Genomic DNA, 18,724 nt, shown 5'->3' with positions numbered 1-18,724 from the left:
GTAATTTACTGTTTGCTAACGGAAAGCAATCATCACCGGATGGATATCAACGAAAGGCGTATCGCCTCCCTCCGCAAGATCATGGGGACCATGAGCCAGAAGGAATTTGCCGAGGCTCATGACCTGGACGCGTCGTATCTGTCGCAACTGTTGAACGGCCATCGCAAGCTGGGGGAGAAGGCTGCGCTCAATCTAGAGCTCAAGATCGGGCTTACTGCAGGGACGCTAACCTCTCCACAACCGGAGGGTCCCATTCACAAAGCCCCGGATAACGTCGTTCAGCTCTCAGCGCGAGCCACCAAAGACAAGAACTTCGTCCTGATCCCGTACCTCGACATTGCGGCATCGATGGGGCATGGCAAGGCAGCCCCCTATATGCACATTGAAGTGATCCGCGACATGACCGTGCACCTCGACTGGCTGAGGTTGCAGGGCCTTACGTTCTCTAAAGTCGACAACCTGGCGATCATCTCTGGCAACGGCGACAGCATGACTGGGACGTTTGCAGATGGTGATGCGCTGCTGGTTGACCGAGGAATCACCGAGGTCAAAACAGACGCCATCTACGTCTTCACACTGGACGGAGATCTGTACATCAAGCGCCTGCAGCGGCTTACAGGCGGACAGCTGCGAATGATCTCGGACAACCCGATCTATCCTCCCATCACCATCGACCTATCGATGATCGATCGCATGCATATTCAGGCCCGCGTGCTGCTCGCCTGGAACGCTAAAAAGCTTTAACGCTCGCCTCTTTCAGCAGGTACCGGCCATCAGGCAGGTACTGCTACGCCAAAAATATTTAGCATTTGCTATTGCCGAGCATTTTAGCTTTTGCTAATTTCGGCCCGTGTCACCCTCTCACGCAAAGGACACGGACCATGAGAACAGCACAGCACAAAGGACCGGGAACGGTTCTGATCCACCCCACAGCCTGCAGCAGCTTGCAGAAAATCCTGGCCTTCCAGCGCCGTACCGGCATGCAGCTGGTCATCACCGAGGCCGGTACCGTTCAAGCCGTCCCCTCGCCATGCGCAGGGGGTGCCGCATGAGCGAATACACCCTCTCCCTGAAGCGAGTGATGCTGCTGCAAAAGACGCTGGAAGACGGCGGCACTACTACCTGCCCGCTGCGTCGACCAGAAACGACGATGGACGCGGAGATTGAAGTCGAGAACGACAGCCAGGCCCACCGCCTGAGCGTTCGCTTTGGCCCGCTCACCAGCTCGATCACGCTCAAGCGTGGCGACTCTGCCAAGTACATGGCCCTGCGGGACTTCCTCCAAGACGTGGCGAACGGCCGGACCGAATCTGGCCAACTCTCGCAGGAAGACATCGACTTGAGGGAGGCGCTAGACAGCGTAAACACCGTCATCCGCGCCGATCAGATCGCCTACATCACCGCCACCACCAACCCTGAGCTACCGGTTGGCGCAGTAGTGACCAATGACCTGGGCGAGATCTGCGCAGCCGCCACCGGCACTTGCAAAGAGCACCTCGCTCAAGTCATCCGCACCCAGCTCCGGCCCGCCCAAGAGGGGCTCGGGGAGCGCGCATGAGCAGCACGCTGGAGCAATTGCGCAGCCAGTGGAGCACGCCCTGCCCCACGTTGACGGCTGTAAGGGAGCACTACTTCTCCCACATCGGGACTGACCGCCGCTTCCGGGAGCTGATCAATAAAGGCCAGATCAAGTTGAAGCTCAAGAAGCTGCACAACTCGGCAAAAGCACAACACGTGATCTACCTCCACGACCTGGCCGAGTACCTCGACCGCCAGGCGGAAGAGACGAAGCAGTCGGCTTAAACCAGACGGCCCCGGTCTACAGGGGTAACCAGCTCGCCGTCGACCTCTCACTTATACCGATGGCGGGCAGTTCGGAGCACAGCACATGCAACCCTACCAATACGCACTCAGCGCTGGGATCGTCCTACTCGTCGTCTTGGCGATTATGCCCTACTTGCTCGCTACAGCCCGTCGCCGGGCACATGAAGAAGGCAAAGAAATTGGCTTGGCGGAACGCAACGCCACACATGCCCAGCGGCTCAGAACGCTGAACGAAGAACTGGCAGAGCTCGCCGTACAACGCGAAGCCGACCAGCGCAAACACCTCAAGACCGTGGCAAACCTCAAGCTCACCATCAGCGAGCTTGAAGAGCGAATCATGTCCTACACCGGCATGCCGGTGACCAGGGCCGATTACGAGCTGCTGGCAAAGGCCAGCGAAACACTGCAGCTCACCCATCGCACCATGAAAGCCTTGAAGTCGGATCAGCAGGCGAGTCTGGCTGCAGCACATGCGCTCTGTGTTGATTCGCTCGCCAAGCGCATTCACGCCCAGCTGCGCAGCACCCCAGCCACGGCATCGACTGCGGAGGCTGCAGCATGACTCTGCGAAAGCACGTACTTAAGCACTTTCACATGTGCTGCGGCCTTGGTGGCGGTGCGAAGGGGTTCAACCGCTCCAAGCCCATCGTCGGCAATCTAGAGGCGGAGTGGCAGTGCATCGGTGGCGTTGACGTAGACCCTGCAGGTCTCGCCGACTTTGAGCGCCTATCAGGGGTGAAAGGCACGCTCATCGACCTGTTCACACGCGATCAATACATTCGCTTCCATGGGAAAGAGCCGCCACCGGGGTGGCGCGAGGCCACACCGGAGGACATTCGCAAGGCCGCTGGCGGCCAGCGCCCAGACGCCGTATTCATCAGCTCACCGTGCAAGGGTGCAAGCGGGCTGCTCTCGGAAACGATGAGCCAAACGCCACGCTACCAAGCCCTCAACGAGCTGACCCTGCGCTGCATCTGGTTGTTCTGTGAGGCATGGGCAGACGACCCGGTTCCGCTACTGGTGTTCGAGAACGTTCCTCGTCTCGCCAGCCGTGGGCGGCATCTGCTCGACCAGATCAACAGCCTGCTTTCCAGCTTTGGCTACGCCGTTGCCGAAACCACCCACGACTGCGGGCGTATTGGGAATCTCGCACAGAGCCGCAAGCGCTTCCTGCTGGTTGGCCGTCACGTCGAGAAAGTACCGCCGTTCCTGTACGAACCTGAGCAGAAGTCGCTTCGTGCGGTAGGCGATATTCTCGGCCGCATGCCGCTGGCCGGCGACATTCAAGCAGCCGGCCCGATGCACCGGGTACCCTCGCTCCAGTGGAAAACATGGGTACGCCTCGCCTTGGTCGAAGCCGGCAAGGATTGGCGCAGCCTGAACGATTTGGTGATCGAGGAAGGCTACCTGCGCGACCTAATCATCGTTCCGCAATTTCGCGACGGGTTCTTAGGCGTGCACGACTGGCAAGAGACAGCTGGCACGGTCGCTGCGCGTAGCGGCCCCACCAACGGCAAGTTCTCGGTAGCAGATCCACGCGCCAAGGCCGGCGCTCTGCAGTACCAACAGTACGGTGTGCGCCGCTGGGGTGATACCAGCGGCGCGGTAATCGGCGTGAAGAGCCCCGGGCAGGGAACCTTCAGCGTTGCCGATCCACGTCGAGCAGGCGCCGGTTTCGGCAAGTACCAGGTCACGCCATACAACAGCCCAGCGGGAACCGTCATCGCCGGCAGCACTACCGGCCAGGGCGCCTTTGCTGTGCAAGACCCACGCCCAGGTATGCGCCGCACCAAAGGTGATGCCTACCTCACCGGTGGGCACTACGGCGTTGTACCGTGGGATGGGGCGGCAGGCGCAGTGTCCGCCAGTGCCATGCACGACAACGGCCGCTGGAGCGTGGCCGACCCGCGCCTACCCGATGCCAATGACCGCCTGGCATGCGTGATCGAATCGCTGGACGGCACATGGCACCGCCCCTTCACCACCTTCGAGCTGGCAGCCATACAGAGCCTGGTCGAACCGGAAGAACAGCTTGAACTGGACGGCCTGAGCGACCAAGCCTGGCGCGAGCGCATCGGTAACGCCGTCCCGCCAGCTGCGGCGGAGGCAGTTGCCGACGTCATGGGCACCACCCTTCTGCTGGTGGCCCAGGGCGAAACCTTTGTGCTGAGCAGCATGCCGATTTGGGTACGCCCTGTTGCCGTCGGCCTGAGCGTGGCTCAACGGGAGGCAGCATGAGCGCAAACAACTGCATCAAGCCTGACGCTGAGCAGCACGCCGCCGCTTGGCTCGGCCGGGCCGGGCTGTACCGCACTCGATTGGAAGCCGTGCAGAACGGCGAACAGCACTTGGAACCAGTGTCCCCCGAGCAACTTTTCCAACTCGCCTGCGGATTCCACGCCATTCGGACACTCAGCCCACGCTGATCCGGACACCTGTTCCACGCTCATTCGGACAGGCAGTCGGAGCGCAGCGACGCAGGGGTGGCATTGTTAGTCCGGGTTGGCTGGCGTCGTCAATTTCTGCGTCCGTTTGCGCATTGATTCACCCTTCAGATTGATCCGATAAGCGTTGTGCACCAGGCGGTCGAGGATGGCATCGGCCAGGGTCGGATCGCCGATCAGTTCGTGCCAGTTGTCCACCGGCATCTGGCTGGTGACGATGGTCGAGCGCTGGCCGTAACGGTCGTCCAGTAGCTCCAGCATGTCGCGCCGTTGCTCGCCGGTGAACGGGGCCAGGCCCCAGTCGTCGAGGATCAGCAGGTCGGTCTTGGCGTAGCTGCTCATCAGCTTGGCGAAGCGGCCGTCGCCATGGGCCAGACCCAGTTCTTCCAGCAAACGTGGCAGGCGCAGGTAGCGCACGCTGTAGCCCTCCCGGCAGGCCTGGTGGGCCAGGGCGCAGGCCAGCCAGGTTTTACCGACACCGGTGGGGCCGCCGATGATCAGGTTGAGGCCGTCGCGCAGCCACTGACCACTGCTCAGTTGCAGGATCAGCGCCTTATCCAGTCCGCGCGGGCTGCGGTAGTCGATGTCTTCGAGGCAGGCGTTGTGCTTGAGCCGGGCCTGGCGCAGGCGGCTGCTCAGGCGCTTGTCATCGCGTTCGGTCAGCTCGCGGTCGACCAGCAGGCCGAGGCGTTCTTCGAAGCTCAGGCTGTCGATGTCCGGGGTTTTCAGTTGTTCATTCAGCGCCTTGAGCATGCCGTGCAGGCGCAGGGTTTGCAGCTTGTCCAGGGTCGGATGGGGCAGCATGGTGGGATTCCTTGGGGTCAGTGGTAGTAGGCGGATCCGCGCAGGTTGGCGTGGTCGTCCGGTAGTAGCGGCAGGTTGGTTTGAGCTAGCGGCAGGTTTTCCAGCCCCTGGCGCAGGATCGATTCGAGGCTCTTGTAGCTGCACGTGCCGAGGCTGATGGCGCGACGGCAGGCCAACTCCAGACGCGCCTCACCGTGGGTTTTACCCAGGCGCAGGATGCCCAGGCAGGCCCGGTAGCCCTGCTGCGGATGGATGCGCCGTTCGAGGATGTGCCGGATCACGCCGGCGGTGTTCGGCCCGGTCTGCTCGGCCCAGCGGATCAGCCGTTGCGGCGTCCACTCGGCATGCTCGCGATGGCTCTTGGGCATGTGCTCGGCCTGCGTGCTGTGCCTGCCCTTGTGCATTGAGCGCAGGTGGCTGGCCACTCGCTGGTTGGCGTGGAAAAACTCGACGGTGCGCGCCGTCAGGCGCACCTCCAGCTGCTTCTTCACCAGTTGATACGGCACCGAGTAGTAATGCCCATCGACCTCGACGTGGTAGTCGATGTGCACCCGCGCCTTCTTCCACTCGGCGTAGACGTAGGGTTGCTCCGGCAGGGGGCGCAGCGCCGGACGATCCAGGCTGTCGAAGGCCGACTGCCGGGAGCCCGGCAGCTTCTTGAACGGGCGTTGGTTGAGCCGCTCCAGCAGCCCGGCGATGGCCGTGTTGAGTTCATCCAGGGAGAAGAACTGCCGATTCCTCAGTGCGGCGAGGATCCAACGCTCGACCACCTGCACGCCGACTTCGGCCTTGGCCTTGTCGCGCGGTTTGCGTGCCCGCGCCGGCACCACCGCCACGCCATAGTGCTCGGCCAGATCGCGGTAGCTCGGGTTGATGTCCGGCTCGTAGCGGTGACTCTTGCTCACCGCGCTGCGCAGGTTGTCCGGCACCACGATCTCCGGCACGCCGCCGAGGAAGGCGAAGCAGCGGGCATGGGAGCCTAGCCAGTCCGGCAGCTGCTGCGACCAGGTGGCTTCGGCGAAGGTGTAGCTGGACGCGCCGAGCACCGCGACGAACACCTGCGCCTGGCGGATCTCGCCGCTGTGGCGATCGATAACCGGCACCGTCTGGCCGGCATAGTCGACGAACAGCTTCTCGCCGACGCGGTGCTCCTGACGCATCACCACGTCCAACTTGCCCTGCCAGGCTCGGTAGTGCTCACAGAACCAGCTGTACTGAAAGCCCTGAGGCTGGCTCAGGCGGTACTCCTGCCAGAGCAGCGCCAGGGTCACCCCGGGGCGGCGCAGTTCGGCATGCACCCATGCCCAATCGGGTAAAGGCCGCTTCTCACTGGCAACCGCCGGGGCCGGCGGGAACAGTTGCTGCTCCAACTCGGCATCGGACAACGAACAGGGCCAGGTGAGGCCGCTGGCGGCAAAACGGCAGAGGTAATCACCGGCACTGCTGTGGCCAATGCCCAGGCTGCGGGCGATCTTGCGCACGGACAGGCCGCAGTCGAACTTGAGGCGTAACACCTCTCGGATTTTACGCATGGATAAACGCTCCACAACGACCTCTCTGCTTCGAAAAAGAGATCGATGGTAGTGAATAAATCCTGCGTGGCTGCCTGCCAGAAAAGTGTCCGGATGACCGTGGAGTCGGTGTCCGGATGCTCGTGGAATGAGTGTCCGGATCAGCGTGGAATCACTGTCCGGATGCGCGTGGAATGGGTGTCCGAGTCAGCGTGGAATCCGCAACTCGCCCGTAACCACGTTCGAGAGGCTGGCATCCATGCCTAACCCAGTACGCATCTGGCAGCTGATCAGCTTCGCGCTCGCCATGGCGCTAATCGCCTCACTGGCCGAGCTGAGCCGCAGCAGCACTGCCAGCCACGCTGCGAAAGGCACGCTTACGACTGTAAACAGCGCCACAAACCTTGGGCACCTGGCCTTGAGCCCAAACGCTCGCCGAATCCATGAGAGGTATTCGCTGTGACCACTACACGCATGGAAATCCTACAACTCAAGTGGGCGGCTGAATGGGCCGCTGCTAAGCCGTCGAATGAAACCACGTCCGTCGTGTACAGGATCATGGTACCGCCAACAGATGTTCTGGAGCTTATCGCAGAGATCGAGCGCCACCGCCAGGTAAATGCCGAGGGCTGCAAGCCCGACAGCAACACCCTGCTCTGCGGTGTCCCCTGCACCAATGCCACGCCTTGCCGCAGCCTCGACAAAGCGGAGGGCGACATGCCCGACCTCATCAATCCTTCCCACGACCTCAATGCTGCCTGCGCCTGGCTGGAGGCAGCCCGACGCAACTTGAACTCCGCCGTTGAGCATGCCTACCCAATCGGAAGCAAGCTGATGGTTGACCGGGGCACACATCACGCGCACGTCGAGGTGGTCTGCCACCCCAACGTAGCCCACCCAGGGACGATCTCCGTCCAGAACATCAAAACTGGGAAGCGCTACCGGATCGACTACAGCCGCGTGCTGGAGGAGCGCCATGACTGATTCGAGAAGAACGCGGCCGCGCATTGCCTCCCATAGCCTCGACCTTCCGGCGATGTGCGACATCTGCGGCAAAGCACGCTCAACCCGAAACCATGCCCGCTGCAGCCAACTCCGGCAACAGCAGAAAAGCGTGGAATGGGAATCCTACATGGCCAATGTGGCCGCAAAGAAACTCCAGCAGGTCAAGCGCCTGCGTCCTATTAGGTAAGTTGGAGAACACATTAATGGCCAAGCCACAGATTAAGCCAATCCATGAAGCTGCCAACCAAGGCGAAACGGTGCAACTTCTAATAACACCGTCTACATGGATACGAAAAGAACTTCTGTTCCCGATTTTCGGACTCAGCACCGAAGCCGTTCGCAAATACCGCGATCGTGGAATCTGGCTTGAGGAGAAACAATGGCGGACCGATCCAGCCAACGTCATTGTTTACAACCGCGTTGAAATCGAAAACTGGATGGCCGGCCGTCCATGAGCGTGAAGCTTCCACCAGGTGTCGACGCCTTGCCTAAGGGCGTCGACATCAACGGCAATCTTCTGCGGATCGCCTTCATGTATGAAGGCGAACGCCGCCGCGAGCCTCTACGTAACGTTGCCAAAATCAACAAGGCCGCCATTGCCTATGCAGACAACAAACGCAGAACGATACTTGCGGAGATCAAGGAAAACCGCTTCGACTATGCGGCACACTTCCCTGATTCGGTTTGGCTCAAAGCCCGACAAGAGCTTCCCAATGAGCCCGCCAAAAGGACTGTGGACGAAGGGATAGCTCAATGGCTTGAAGTTGCCAAAGTCAAAAAAGCTCACAGTACGTTCATCAACTACAAGAGCAAGTCCGAACACGTTAGGAAGAAATTCACAGGTAGAGCCATCGCAAGCATCCCCAAGAGCGAGCTTGAATTATTCCAAGCCGAGCTACTCACTAACGGCCTCAAACCGAAAACCGTAAACGACGTCTTCACGATTATACGGGGGGTGTGGGGGGATGCGTTTAGCGATGAGATCATCAAGCTCAACCCCCTGGAGCGCATCGAGAACATCCAGTCTGATAGCGATAGTGAATTCGCCGATCCGTTCACCCGGAGCGAGATCGAGCGGATAGCCACCACTGACCCTGAGCGAATGCCAGACAGCCGGATGATCGTCTTCAACTGTTGGGCCGGGCTGTCTCTGTCCGAGTTGATCGCGGCCGGCGTAGAGGACGTCGACCTGGTGGCCGGCACGCTGACAATTCGACGCGCTCTGGTCGCAGGGGAATTCAAGGTACCGAAGGAACGCTCGCGCATCCGCACGGTGGAGCTGATCGCGCCGGCCTTGGAGTTGCTGACCATGATCGTGGCTGAAGCGAAGGATGCCGAGCCCACGCACATTACGGTAGTGCAGCGAGACAACATCACGAAGAAGCACGAGCGGGTCCGCTTCCTATTCCGCAGCTCCACGAGCGGCCTGCTGTGGAACGGCAAGACCGTGAGCAACTGGTTTACCGCCCACCTGGAGAAAGCAAGCATTCGCCATCGAGGCGCCAACCAGGCACGCCACACTTTCGCGAGCCAAGCACTGTCGAGCTACGTGCCGATTGAATGGGTCGCCCGCCAACTCGGCCACAGTGACACGACCATGGTGCGCAAGCACTACGGTCGCTGGATCTCCAAGGACACCAAAAGCATGGCGGAAATCGTTTCGAAGATGATGGGTTTTGATTAAGAGCAGGCCCTATGGGCCTGCCTTCACTCAACGATTGGCTGGATGAATCCGCGCATCCAATACCTTCACAATCTCATCGACATTCATAAGGCGATCACTCAAGCCGTCCCGAATAGGCTCGAAAACCGCCACCATTCGTCCGTATACATCAACCATCCGTGTATGGGAGTTGCGATCTGCAACAGCCTTCATCGACTCAAAGCGATCAAGCTCATTAGTAAGGTAACGTGCGGCAGTGCGGTAACGGCCCTCATTGTTACCATCGAAACCAGGGAAATCGATTCGAGCAGCTACATTTGGAACTGCGGCTTCCAACGCTTGCCTTTGTTGCGGGCTGAGAGCCTCAAACGATTCCTTCAAGAAACTGTACATATCCAAGGCATCTACGACAGCCGTAACATGCGGCGGTGTCGGCGTGCCAGGCTCAGAAATGTCATAGGCCCAATCCAAGACCCAATAGTCATCCGAAGCAAGTGCCTTGGAAATTAAAGTCGGATCATAGCTGTCCTGAATATCCAAGCGCTTGTGAATATCACAAAGCATCTGAAGAATCAGTTTCTCTGTAACCGTTGGGTTCATACCTTCCTCCATGGGGCCCACCCTGCTCAGATCGATGCAGGATCACCTATGGTGCCAAAAGGCCACGCCATCAGAAAGGCTTAGACAAATCCACATACAAGATTGGCGCCCTGAGGCGGCCTGCGCCGGCCCGAACGTATCAAAAAATGCCCTAAATTTGCCCTAACCAATACCCCTGAAACGACGAAGCCCCCGAAAACATCAACGTTTTCGGGGGCTTCGACTACTTCGCATATGGCGGAGAGATAGGGATTTGAACCCTAGGTACTGTTGCCAGTACAACGGATTTCGAATCCGTCCCGTTCGACCACTCCGGCATCTCTCCAATGCCGCGCATCATACCAGCGTTCTTTTAAAACGCAAACCTTTTTTTAAAAAAAATCGCGTGGTATCAGGCGCTTGCGTGAACGGGCCGCTTACAGCGGCACGCCCAGGCGCTTGGCAACTTCTTCGTAGGCTTCGATTACGTCGCCCAGGCCCTGACGGAAGCGGTCCTTGTCCATCTTCTTGCGGGTTTCTTTGTCCCACAGGCGGCAGCCGTCCGGGCTGAACTCGTCGCCCAGCACGATCTGGCCGTGGAATACGCCGAACTCCAGCTTGAAGTCGACCAGCAGCAGGCCGGCGTCACCGAACAGCTTGCTCAGCACTTCGTTAACCTTCAGCGACAGCTTTTTCATTTCGACCAGCTGCTCGGCGGTGCCCCAGCCGAACGCGACAACGTGGGATTCGTTGATGAAGGGGTCGCCCTTCTCGTCGTTTTTCAGGAACAGTTCGAAGGTGGACGGCTCCAGCTTGATGCCCTCCTCCACGCCCAGGCGCTTGACCAGGCTACCGGCGGCGTAGTTGCGCACTACGCATTCGACCGGGATCATGTCCAGCTTCTTCACCAGGCACTCGTTGTCACCCAGCAGCTTGTCAAACTGGGTTGGCACGCCGGCTTCTTCCAGTTTCTGCATGATGAAGGCGTTGAACTTGTTGTTCACCATGCCTTTGCGGTCGAGTTGTTCGATGCGCTTGCCGTCGAACGCCGAAGTGTCGTTACGGAACAGCAGGATCAAGCGGTCGGCGTCGTCGGTCTTGTAAACCGATTTGGCCTTGCCGCGGTAGAGTTCGTCGCGTTTTTCCATGATTGGGCTCCGCTTGCTTGAGGTGTTGGGCTAGGCGATTTCGCGCCAGTCGAGCCCGTGTTCCTGATTCGCCACCTGGAGCCAGTCCGGGTCGCACCCTAAGGTGTCGACAAAGCACTGGCGGGCCAAGTGTGGCAGGTTGTTCTTGCTGCTGAGGTGGGCCAGCACCAGGTGTTGCAGGTTGCTCCAGCCCAACTCGTGCACCAGGCGCGCGGCCTGGTGATTGTTCAAATGCCCTTGCATGCCACCTACCCGCTGCTTCAGGAAGACCGGGTAGTGGCCGCGTGCCAGCAGGTCGCGGCAGTGGTTGGCCTCGATCAGCAGTGCATCCAGGCCTTGGTAACGTTCCAGCAACAGCGCGTCGTACGAACCCAGGTCGGTCAGCATGCCGAAGCGCCGCTGGCCGTCGCTGATCACGTACTGCAACGGCTCGTAGGCGTCGTGCTCTACCCGCGCCGCGGTCACTTCCAGGCTGCCGATACGCAGGCTTTGGCCACAAGCGAGAAAACCGGCCACCTCCACCGGCTTGCGCATGCCGCGCAAGGTCCCTTGGCTGAGGTAGACCGGTACATTGTAGCGCCGTGACAGCAAGCCGACCCCATGCACGTGGTCGGCATGTTCATGGGTGACCAATACTGCGCTGAGCTGGGCCGCCGAGACGCCGAGCAGCGCCAGGCGCCGCTCGGTTTCACGCAGGGAAAAGCCGCAATCGACCAGGATGAACGTGTCACCACTGGCGATCAGCGTGCCGTTCCCTTGGCTACCGCTTCCGAGTACCGCGAAGCGCACTTAACCCAGGTGGTCCTGAATGGCGCTCAGCACGCGGCGGGCGACATCGGCCGGAGCCACGGTGTTGATGTTTTTCTCGACCGTGACCTGCACGCTCTCACCCACCTTGCTCAGGCGAACCTGGTAGCGCTCGGCGCGGGCTTCACGCTCTTCCTTGGTCGGCTCGCTGCCGAACATGCGGCTGAAGAAGCCAGGCTGGTTCTGCTTGTCGTCAGGCTTTTCCGACAGGTTGATGTAGTACAGGCCCAGGCTGCGGTTGATGTCTTCGACACGCCACTCGCCACCCTGCTCCAGGGCACGGCCCACGCCAGACCAGGCGCGGTCCAGGTCGGAGCCCAGGTACAGCACCGGGTTGCCGCTGCCGTCTTCGCTGAGGCTGACGCGGCTTGGCGCGTCGAAATCGCGCGCGGCCAGCAGCGACACCGAACCGCCCTTCTCGGCGCTGCGGTTCATGCTGGCAAGCATTTCGTCGACCAGCAGAGCATCGGCGCCGGTGTTGGCAGACGTGGACGGAAATGCAGGCTCGGCAGTGCTGCCGGCCGGGCGCTCGACGCTCACCACGTACACCTCGGAGGTGTTGCGCTGCACGCCGGGCTCCATGCGCACACGTACCCGCACTTCGCTGTCACCGCTGCTGGCAGTGCTGGCCAGGCGCTGGCCAAGCGATGCCGACAGCTCGTCGAAACGCTGCCAGGTGGTGTTGAATTCACCGGTCTGCGGGCGCTCTTCGGCAATACGGAAGCCGTTGTCCTCGAAGAACTGGCGGGCCACTGGCCACACCTCGGCAGGCGAATGCTGGGCCAGCACCCAACGGCTGCTGCCGCTGCGTTGCAGGCTGTAATCGGTAACCTGGGCGGCGCCACCGGTCAGCGGTTGCGGGCGCGGCACCTCGAACTCGCCAGCGACGTTGTCATCGGCGACGTTACGTGGAATGGGCAGCAACGGGTCAAGGCGCTTGACGTTGCTGACGTCCTGCGGCAGCTGCATCGGCGCTGTCGGGTGCGCCTGCAGGTAATCGCTGCCGCGGTCGCGGAAATAGCCATCCTCGCCCCACAGCCAGCCACACCCACTGGTGCTGGAGATAATCAGGGCAAGGGCGGAAAGACCAGCCAGTCGCTTCATGCGGTGCACTTCCTCTTAAACCAGTACGCCGGACTGGCGCAAGGCAGTACGGACTTTTTCGTGGCAGCCTTCGCTCAGCCAGGTCAGTGGCAGGCGAATGCCTTTTTGCATCAGGCCCATTTCGACGAGCGCCCACTTCACCGGGATCGGGTTGGCTTCGCAGAACAGGTCTTTGTGCAGCGGCATGAGTTTTTCGTTGATTGCGCGGGCCTTCTCGGCATTGCCCTCAAGGGCGGCCTCGCACAGGTCGGCCATTTCGCGCGGGGCGACGTTGGCCGTAACAGAGATGTTGCCCTTGCCACCCATCAGGATCAGCTCGACGGCAGTTGGGTCGTCGCCGGACAGGACGATGAAGTCCTTGCTGACGCCATCGAGGATGGCCTTGGCGCGCACCAGGTCGCCGGTGGCTTCCTTGATGCCGATGATGTTCGGCACGGTCGACAGGCGGATCACGGTCTCGGCCTGCATGTCGCAGGAGGTGCGGCCGGGTACGTTGTAGAGGATTTGCGGGATGTCGACGGCTTCGGCGATGTGCTTGAAGTGCTGGTACAGGCCTTCCTGGGTCGGCTTGTTGTAGTACGGCACAACCAGCAGGCAGGCATCGGCGCCGGCGTTCTTGGCGTTTTGCGTCAGGTGCACCGCTTCGGTGGTGGAGTTGGCACCGGTGCCGGCGATGACCGGAATCGGCTTGGCGCTGCGCTTGACGCGCTCGACCACGTGCTTGATGACCAGAATGTGTTCTTCGACATCCAGCGTGGCCGACTCACCGGTGGTGCCGACAGCGACGATCGCATGGGTGCCGTTTTCCAGGTGGAAGTCTACAAGTTTGTCGAGGCTGCCCCAGTCAACACGCCCTTGTGCATCCATGGGTGTGACCAATGCCACCATACTGCCCGCAATCATGTAACTGCTCCTGCCGGAAAAAGAGAGCGGTAATGGTACTGGGGGCATCGACCTTGCACAAGCGAAGCAGGCGGGCGGAGCATTCCCCTCGGCGCCTTATTTCGCTACCCTTGACCCTTTGATCGGTGCAGCGCGGCCCGCCGGGCCGTCGACCTTGCTCCCCGCCAGCGTCCAAGACCTCGCATGCGAGCCCCGGGCCCTGCCGACAGGAGGCTTCAGACCGTCCTGCACCGACCGCTCATCGCTTTAGGAATGCTGCATGTCCACCCCCACCACTGTTCGCGAACAATTCCTTGTCATCAGTGCCTTGGGCCCGAATCCCATGGAACTGGCCAACGTCCTCAGCCGCGCTGCCTTCGAAAACCGCTGCGCGGTGGTCACCTCGCGCCTGAGCCGCCACGGCGAGACCAGCGCCCTGGTGCTGCAGGTGGGCGGCAGCTGGGACGCCCTGGCGCGCCTCGAATCCACCCTGCCGGGCCTGGGCAAGAAGCACGGCCTGACCCTGGACGTGGTGCGCAGCGCCGACCAGGAGGTGCGCCCGCAGGCCCTGCCCTACGTGGCTTATGTGAGCGCCGCTTACCGCCCGGACATCATCAACGAGCTGTGCCAGTTCTTCCTCGATCACCGTGTCGAGCTGGAAGCCATGACTTGCGACACCTACCTGGCACCGCAGACCGGCAGCAGCATGCTCAACGCCCAGTTCACCGTGATCCTGCCGGCCGGCACCCAGATCAGCTGGCTGCGTGACCAGTTCCTGGACTTTGCCGACGCCCTGAACCTCGATGCGCTGATCGAGCCATGGCGCCCACAGAACCCAATGTAAGGAAACCGACCATGGCCGTAGCACTCGACCAACCCGTTGCCGACTTCCAGGCCCAGGCCACCAGCGGGCAAACCGTCAGCCTGGCCGAGCTCAAGGGCCGGCAAGTGGTGCTGTACTTCTACCCGAAGGACAGCACGCCGGGCTGCACCACCCAAGGCCAGGGGTTCCGCGACCAGCATGATGCCTTTGCCGCAGCCAACACCGTGGTGTTCGGGGTATCGCGCGATGGCCTCAAGTCGCACGAGAACTTCAAGGCCAAGCAAGGCTTCCCGTTCGAGCTGATCAGCGACAAAGACGAGGCCCTGTGCCAGCTGTTCGACGTGATCAAGCTGAAAAAGCTGTATGGCAAGGAATACATGGGCGTTGATCGCAGCACCTTCCTGATCGACAAGGACGGTGTGCTGCGCCAGGAATGGCGTGGGGTGAAGGTGTCCGGGCATGTGGATGCCGTGCTGGCGGCTGCCCAGGCCTTGAACAAGGCTTGAAATTGATGGGGGCTGCTTTGCAGCCCCAGTTGCATCAAAGCATCGGTGACACGCTAGGCTCCTGCCGCGGCCAGGCATCCAGCACGGCCTTGATCAGCGTCGCCAGCGGGATGGCGAAGAAGATCCCCCAGAACCCCCACAGCCCGCCAAACAGCAACACCGCGCAAATGATCGCCACCGGGTGCAGGCTAACGGCCTCCGAGAACAGCAGCGGCACCAGCACGTTGCCGTCCAGCGCCTGGATGATCGCATACACCGTCATCAGGTATATGAACTGGTCGCCCCAGCCCCACTGGAACAGCGCAATCAGCGTCACCGGTACCGTCACCACCACTGCACCCACATAGGGCACCACCACCGACAGGCCCACCAGTAGCGCCAACAGCGCGGCGTAGTTGAGCCCCAGGCTGATAAACGCGATGTAGGTGGCAATGCCGCAGATCAGGATTTCGATGCCCTTGCCGCGAATGTAGTTGGCAATCTGCCGGTTCATCTCACTGCCTACCCGGTTCAGCAAGGCGCGCTGCCTGGGCAGGTAACCACTGACCCAACGGCCGATCAGTTCGCGGTCCTTGAGGAAGAAGAACACCAGGATCGGCACCAGCACCAAGTAGATCATGGCGTTGACCAGCAACGGCAGGCTGGACAGCGAGAAGGTCAGCGCCCACTGGCCAAACTTGCCGATTTCCCCGCGCACCGATTCGATCGCGTGCAATACCTGCTCGTCCGACACCAGGTGCGGGTAACGCTCGGGCAGCAGCAACAGCAACGACTGCCACTTGCCGAGCATGCCCGGCAGCTCGTTGAACAGGGTAATCAGCTGGTGCCACAACAGCGGCACCAACACCAGCATGAACACCGCCAGCGCGCCCATGAACAAGGCGAAGACCAGCATCACCGCCAGCCGGGTCGGTACCCGCAGCCGCTCCAGGGCGTTGACCAGCCCCTGCATCAGGAACGCCAGCACCATGCCCGCCAGCACCGGCGCGAGCATGCCGCCCAGGGTGAGCACGGCGGTAAAAGCCAGGAACAGCAGGACCGCCAGCACCACCGCTTCTTCATCGGAGAAGTAGCGCTGCATCCAGTCGCGAAGCACTTTGAACATTGACGATCCTTGGAAAAGACTCAGGCCTTGCGCAGCCAGTAGGTATAGGTGCCGGCGTCAGCCGTTTCCTGCAGCAGGGTATGACCGGCCAGCTTGGCGAAAGTGCGGAAGTCGCGCTGGGAACCGGCGTCAGTGGCGATCACTTTGAGCACCGCGCCGCTGGCCAGGCGATTGAGTTCCATCTTGGCCTTGAGCAGCGGCAAAGGGCAATTCAGCCCGCTGGCGTCCAGTTCGGCGTCGCAGGTCAGGGTGTCACTCATCGCGGGGCTCTCCAAAGGCATTGCCAGGTTGCTGCTTGACAGGGTCAGCTAGGATAGCGCCACTGGTCGCCAACGTGTGAGCCCGCTACAGTAGGTATCTTTGATCGACGCGAGCTTCGTGCATGAATCTACTGCGCCCTACCCTGCTGACGCTGGCCTGCCTGATGGCCCTTCCCGGCCATGCTGACGACCTGCCATCACTGGGTGACGCCAGTTCCGCGATCGTCTCGCCGCAACAGGAGCACCAGCTGGGCCGTGCCTGGCTGAGCCTGCTGCGCGGCCAGGTCAACCAGTTGAACGACCCGCAGCTCAAGGACTATGTCGAAACTACCGTGTACCGCCTGGCCGAGACCAGCCAGTTGCAGGACCGGCGCCTGGAATTCATCCTGATCGACAGCCGTGAGCTCAACGCCTTCGCTGCCCCTGGCGGCATCGTCGGGGTCAACGGCGGCCTGTTTCTCAATGCCCGCACCGAAGGCGAGTACGCCTCGGTGCTGGCGCACGAACTGGCGCACTTGTCTCAACGCCACTTCGCCCGCGGCGTCGAAGCCCAGCAACGCATGCAACTGCCGATGATGGCGGCTTTGCTCGCGGGTATCGTGTTGGCTGCCGGTGGCGCCGGCGATGCGGGTATCGGCATGATTGCCGGCACCCAGGCCGCGGCGATCCAGGAACAACGGCGCTTCTCGCGGCAGAACGAACAGGAAGCCGACCGCATCGGCATCCAGAACCTGGAAAAGGCCGGTTACGACCCTCGCAACATGCCCACCATGTTCGAACGCCTGGCGCAGCAATACCGCTACGGCGCCAAGCCACCGGAATTTCTGCTGACTCACCCGGTGACCGAATCACGTATCGCCGATACCCGCAACCGCGCCGAACAGGCGCCCAAAGGTGGCGTGGAAGACAGCATGCGCTACCAGCTGATCCGCGCACGGGTGGCACTGACCTATGAAGGCACCCCGGGGCTTGCCGCCAAGCGCTTCCGCGCCCAGCTGGACGAAGACCCCAAGATGGACGCCGCGCGTTACGGCCTGGCCCTGGCGCAAATCAAGGGTGGCCAGCTGAACGAAGCACGTGAACTGCTCAAGCCGCTACTGGCCAAGGCGCCCAACGACATCACCTACAACCTGGCGCAGATCGACCTGGACATCACCAACAACCGCCTGGCCGACGCGCAGCAGCGGGCCGAACGGATGCAGGGGCTGTATCCGGGCAACTACCCGCTCAAACAAGTGCGTGCCGACCTGCTGGTGAAGCAGAACAAGCCTGCCGAAGCGGAGAAGGTGTTGAACGAGTTGATCAAGAGCCGTCCGGATGACCCGGACGTGTGGTACGACATGGCCGAAGTGCGGGGTTTGTCGGGCAATACCATCGGCTTGCACCGGGCGCGTGCCGAATACTTCACCCTGGTGGGGGACTTTGACCAGGCGATCCAGCAGCTGGACTACGCCAAGCGCCGGGCGGGCGGCAACTTCCCGCTGGCGTCGCAAATTGACCAGCGCCAGCGCGAGATCCTGGAACAACAGCGTATGGTTCGGGAGATGATGGGGCGCTGAGGGGGTTGAATATTGTGGGAGCGGGCTTGCCCCGCGAAGGGGGGGCACGCGGTGCCTGGCACCGGCTTCGCCGGTGTTCGCGGGGCAAGCCCGCTCCCACAAAGACCCAGCGATCTCAGGCGTTACCGGACAGCTTCAGGCGCGCCGCCTGGGTGAAGTCCAGCATGCGATTCAGCGGCTTTTCACCCTGGCGGGGGACTTTGACCAGGCGATCCAGCAGCTGGACTACGCCAAGCGCCGGGCGGGCGGCAACTTCCCGCTGGCGTCGCAAATTGACCAGCGCCAGCGCGAGATCCTGGAACAACAGCGTATGGTTCGGGAGATGATGGGGCGCTGAGGGGGTTGAATATTGTGGGAGCGGGCTTGCCCCGCGAAGGGGGGGCACGCGGTGCCTGGCACCGGCTTCGCCGGTGTTCGCGGGGCAAGCCCGCTCCCACAAAGACCCAGCGATCTCAGGCGTTACCGGACAGCTTCAGGCGCGCCGCCTGGGTGAAGTCCAGCATGCGATTCAGCGGCTTTTCACCCTGGCGGGGGACTTTGACCAGGCGATCCAGCAGCTGGACTACGCCAAGCGCCGGGCGGGCGGCAACTTCCCGCTGGCGTCGCAAATTGACCAGCGCCAGCGCGAGATCCTGGAACAACAGCGTATGGTTCGGGAGATGATGGGGCGCTGAGGGGGTTGAATATTGTGGGAGCGGGC

General features: G+C 61.5%; 20 protein-coding genes, 1 tRNA gene and 2 pseudogenes. 13 read left to right on the top strand and 10 right to left on the bottom strand.

The window, feature by feature from the left end:
* Positions 1-39 precede the first annotated feature (39 nt).
* From J3A71_RS07275 to J3A71_RS07255, 5 genes are all read left to right on the top strand, one after another.
* The gene (locus tag J3A71_RS07275; RefSeq protein WP_209952736.1) at positions 40-744 is read left to right on the top strand and encodes a LexA family transcriptional regulator; all 705 of its coding nucleotides are present in this window, start codon (positions 40-42) and stop codon (positions 742-744) included.
* Between the two features lie 304 nt (positions 745-1,048).
* Positions 1,049-1,558 (top strand): hypothetical protein, encoded by a 510-nt coding sequence (locus J3A71_RS07270; protein WP_061203480.1) that lies wholly within the window; start codon positions 1,049-1,051, stop codon positions 1,556-1,558.
* Entirely contained in the window at positions 1,555-1,803 is a 249-nt protein-coding gene (locus J3A71_RS07265; RefSeq protein WP_110740334.1) for a pyocin activator PrtN family protein, read from the top strand. Before J3A71_RS07270 ends, J3A71_RS07265 begins: the two co-directional genes overlap by 4 nt.
* Before the next feature lie 85 nt (positions 1,804-1,888).
* Entirely contained in the window at positions 1,889-2,386 is a 498-nt protein-coding gene (locus J3A71_RS07260) for a hypothetical protein (protein ID WP_209952734.1), read from the top strand.
* Complete coding sequence (locus J3A71_RS07255) at positions 2,383-4,062, top strand: DNA cytosine methyltransferase (protein ID WP_209952731.1); 1,680 nt, start codon at positions 2,383-2,385, stop codon at positions 4,060-4,062. The genes J3A71_RS07260 and J3A71_RS07255 overlap by 4 nt, the downstream gene beginning before the upstream one ends.
* 254 nt (positions 4,063-4,316) lie before the next feature.
* Here J3A71_RS07255 and istB read toward each other — a convergent pair whose 3' ends face one another.
* Together istB and istA are read right to left on the bottom strand one after the other, a co-directional pair.
* Entirely contained in the window at positions 4,317-5,072 is a 756-nt protein-coding gene (istB, locus tag J3A71_RS07250; protein WP_019437637.1) for an IS21-like element ISPpu7 family helper ATPase IstB, read from the bottom strand.
* A gap of 17 nt (positions 5,073-5,089) precedes the next feature.
* Positions 5,090-6,604, bottom strand: coding sequence for an IS21-like element ISPpu7 family transposase (istA, locus tag J3A71_RS07245; protein WP_019437638.1), 1,515 nt, complete (start codon positions 6,602-6,604; stop codon positions 5,090-5,092).
* A gap of 438 nt (positions 6,605-7,042) precedes the next feature.
* Between istA and J3A71_RS07240 the strand changes: the two genes are divergently transcribed.
* The 3 genes from J3A71_RS07240 (at position 7,043) to J3A71_RS07230 (ending at position 9,272) form a co-directional block, all read left to right on the top strand.
* Positions 7,043-7,567: a hypothetical protein gene (locus J3A71_RS07240; RefSeq protein ID WP_209952727.1), complete on the top strand. Its 525-nt coding sequence runs from the start codon at positions 7,043-7,045 to the stop codon at positions 7,565-7,567.
* A 224-nt stretch (positions 7,568-7,791) separates the two neighbouring features.
* Entirely contained in the window at positions 7,792-8,043 is a 252-nt protein-coding gene (locus J3A71_RS07235; RefSeq protein ID WP_082412167.1) for a hypothetical protein, read from the top strand.
* Entirely contained in the window at positions 8,040-9,272 is a 1,233-nt protein-coding gene (locus J3A71_RS07230; RefSeq protein WP_209952724.1) for a DUF3596 domain-containing protein, read from the top strand. The genes J3A71_RS07235 and J3A71_RS07230 overlap by 4 nt, the downstream gene beginning before the upstream one ends.
* 27 nt (positions 9,273-9,299) lie before the next feature.
* On the opposite strand, the gene J3A71_RS07225 is transcribed toward J3A71_RS07230, so the two are convergent.
* The 6 genes from J3A71_RS07225 to dapA all read right to left on the bottom strand — a co-directional run bounded on the left by J3A71_RS07225 (position 9,300) and on the right by dapA (position 13,792).
* Positions 9,300-9,851 (bottom strand): YfbU family protein, encoded by a 552-nt coding sequence (locus J3A71_RS07225; RefSeq protein WP_209952722.1) that lies wholly within the window; start codon positions 9,849-9,851, stop codon positions 9,300-9,302.
* Between the two features lie 235 nt (positions 9,852-10,086).
* Positions 10,087-10,176, bottom strand: a tRNA-Ser gene (locus J3A71_RS07220).
* Between the two features lie 91 nt (positions 10,177-10,267).
* Entirely contained in the window at positions 10,268-10,978 is a 711-nt protein-coding gene (gene purC, locus J3A71_RS07215) for a phosphoribosylaminoimidazolesuccinocarboxamide synthase (RefSeq protein ID WP_096426660.1), read from the bottom strand.
* A gap of 30 nt (positions 10,979-11,008) precedes the next feature.
* On the bottom strand, positions 11,009-11,767 hold the full coding sequence (locus J3A71_RS07210; protein ID WP_016488635.1) for an MBL fold metallo-hydrolase: 759 nt from the start codon (positions 11,765-11,767) through the stop codon (positions 11,009-11,011).
* On the bottom strand, positions 11,768-12,889 hold the full coding sequence (bamC, locus tag J3A71_RS07205; protein ID WP_016488636.1) for an outer membrane protein assembly factor BamC: 1,122 nt from the start codon (positions 12,887-12,889) through the stop codon (positions 11,768-11,770).
* 15 nt (positions 12,890-12,904) lie between these two features.
* Positions 12,905-13,792, bottom strand: a complete 888-nt coding sequence (gene dapA / locus J3A71_RS07200; RefSeq protein WP_016488637.1) for a 4-hydroxy-tetrahydrodipicolinate synthase — start codon at positions 13,790-13,792, stop codon at positions 12,905-12,907.
* Positions 13,793-14,051: 259 nt separating this feature from the next.
* On the opposite strand from dapA, the gene J3A71_RS07195 reads away from it, so the two are divergent.
* Both J3A71_RS07195 and J3A71_RS07190 read left to right on the top strand, forming a co-directional pair.
* A complete protein-coding gene (locus tag J3A71_RS07195) occupies positions 14,052-14,615 on the top strand; it encodes a glycine cleavage system protein R (protein ID WP_016488638.1) in 564 nt (187 codons plus the stop codon).
* An 11-nt stretch (positions 14,616-14,626) separates the two neighbouring features.
* The gene (locus tag J3A71_RS07190; RefSeq protein WP_096426661.1) at positions 14,627-15,100 is read left to right on the top strand and encodes a peroxiredoxin; all 474 of its coding nucleotides are present in this window, start codon (positions 14,627-14,629) and stop codon (positions 15,098-15,100) included.
* 34 nt (positions 15,101-15,134) lie between these two features.
* Here J3A71_RS07190 and J3A71_RS07185 read toward each other — a convergent pair whose 3' ends face one another.
* Both J3A71_RS07185 and J3A71_RS07180 read right to left on the bottom strand, forming a co-directional pair.
* Positions 15,135-16,205: an AI-2E family transporter gene (locus J3A71_RS07185; protein WP_016488640.1), complete on the bottom strand. Its 1,071-nt coding sequence runs from the start codon at positions 16,203-16,205 to the stop codon at positions 15,135-15,137.
* Positions 16,206-16,225: 20 nt separating this feature from the next.
* Entirely contained in the window at positions 16,226-16,465 is a 240-nt protein-coding gene (locus J3A71_RS07180; protein WP_016488641.1) for a sulfurtransferase TusA family protein, read from the bottom strand.
* Positions 16,466-16,587: 122 nt separating this feature from the next.
* On the opposite strand from J3A71_RS07180, the gene J3A71_RS07175 reads away from it, so the two are divergent.
* The 3 genes and pseudogenes from J3A71_RS07175 to J3A71_RS07165 all read left to right on the top strand — a co-directional run.
* Positions 16,588-18,024, top strand: coding sequence for a M48 family metalloprotease (locus J3A71_RS07175; RefSeq protein ID WP_016488642.1), 1,437 nt, complete (start codon positions 16,588-16,590; stop codon positions 18,022-18,024).
* Positions 18,025-18,205: 181 nt separating this feature from the next.
* Positions 18,206-18,361 (top strand): annotated as a pseudogene (locus J3A71_RS07170) (M48 family peptidase); the annotation flags it as partial.
* A gap of 181 nt (positions 18,362-18,542) precedes the next feature.
* Positions 18,543-18,698 (top strand): annotated as a pseudogene (locus J3A71_RS07165) (M48 family peptidase); the annotation flags it as partial.
* Positions 18,699-18,724 lie beyond the last annotated feature (26 nt).

It is taken from the genome of Pseudomonas sp. PvP089 (assembly GCF_017875165.1).
Lineage (GTDB): Bacteria > Pseudomonadota > Gammaproteobacteria > Pseudomonadales > Pseudomonadaceae > Aquipseudomonas > Aquipseudomonas fortuita.
The sequence above is the reverse complement of the archived record's forward strand: the minus strand, read 5'-3'. Positions and strand labels throughout refer to the sequence as shown.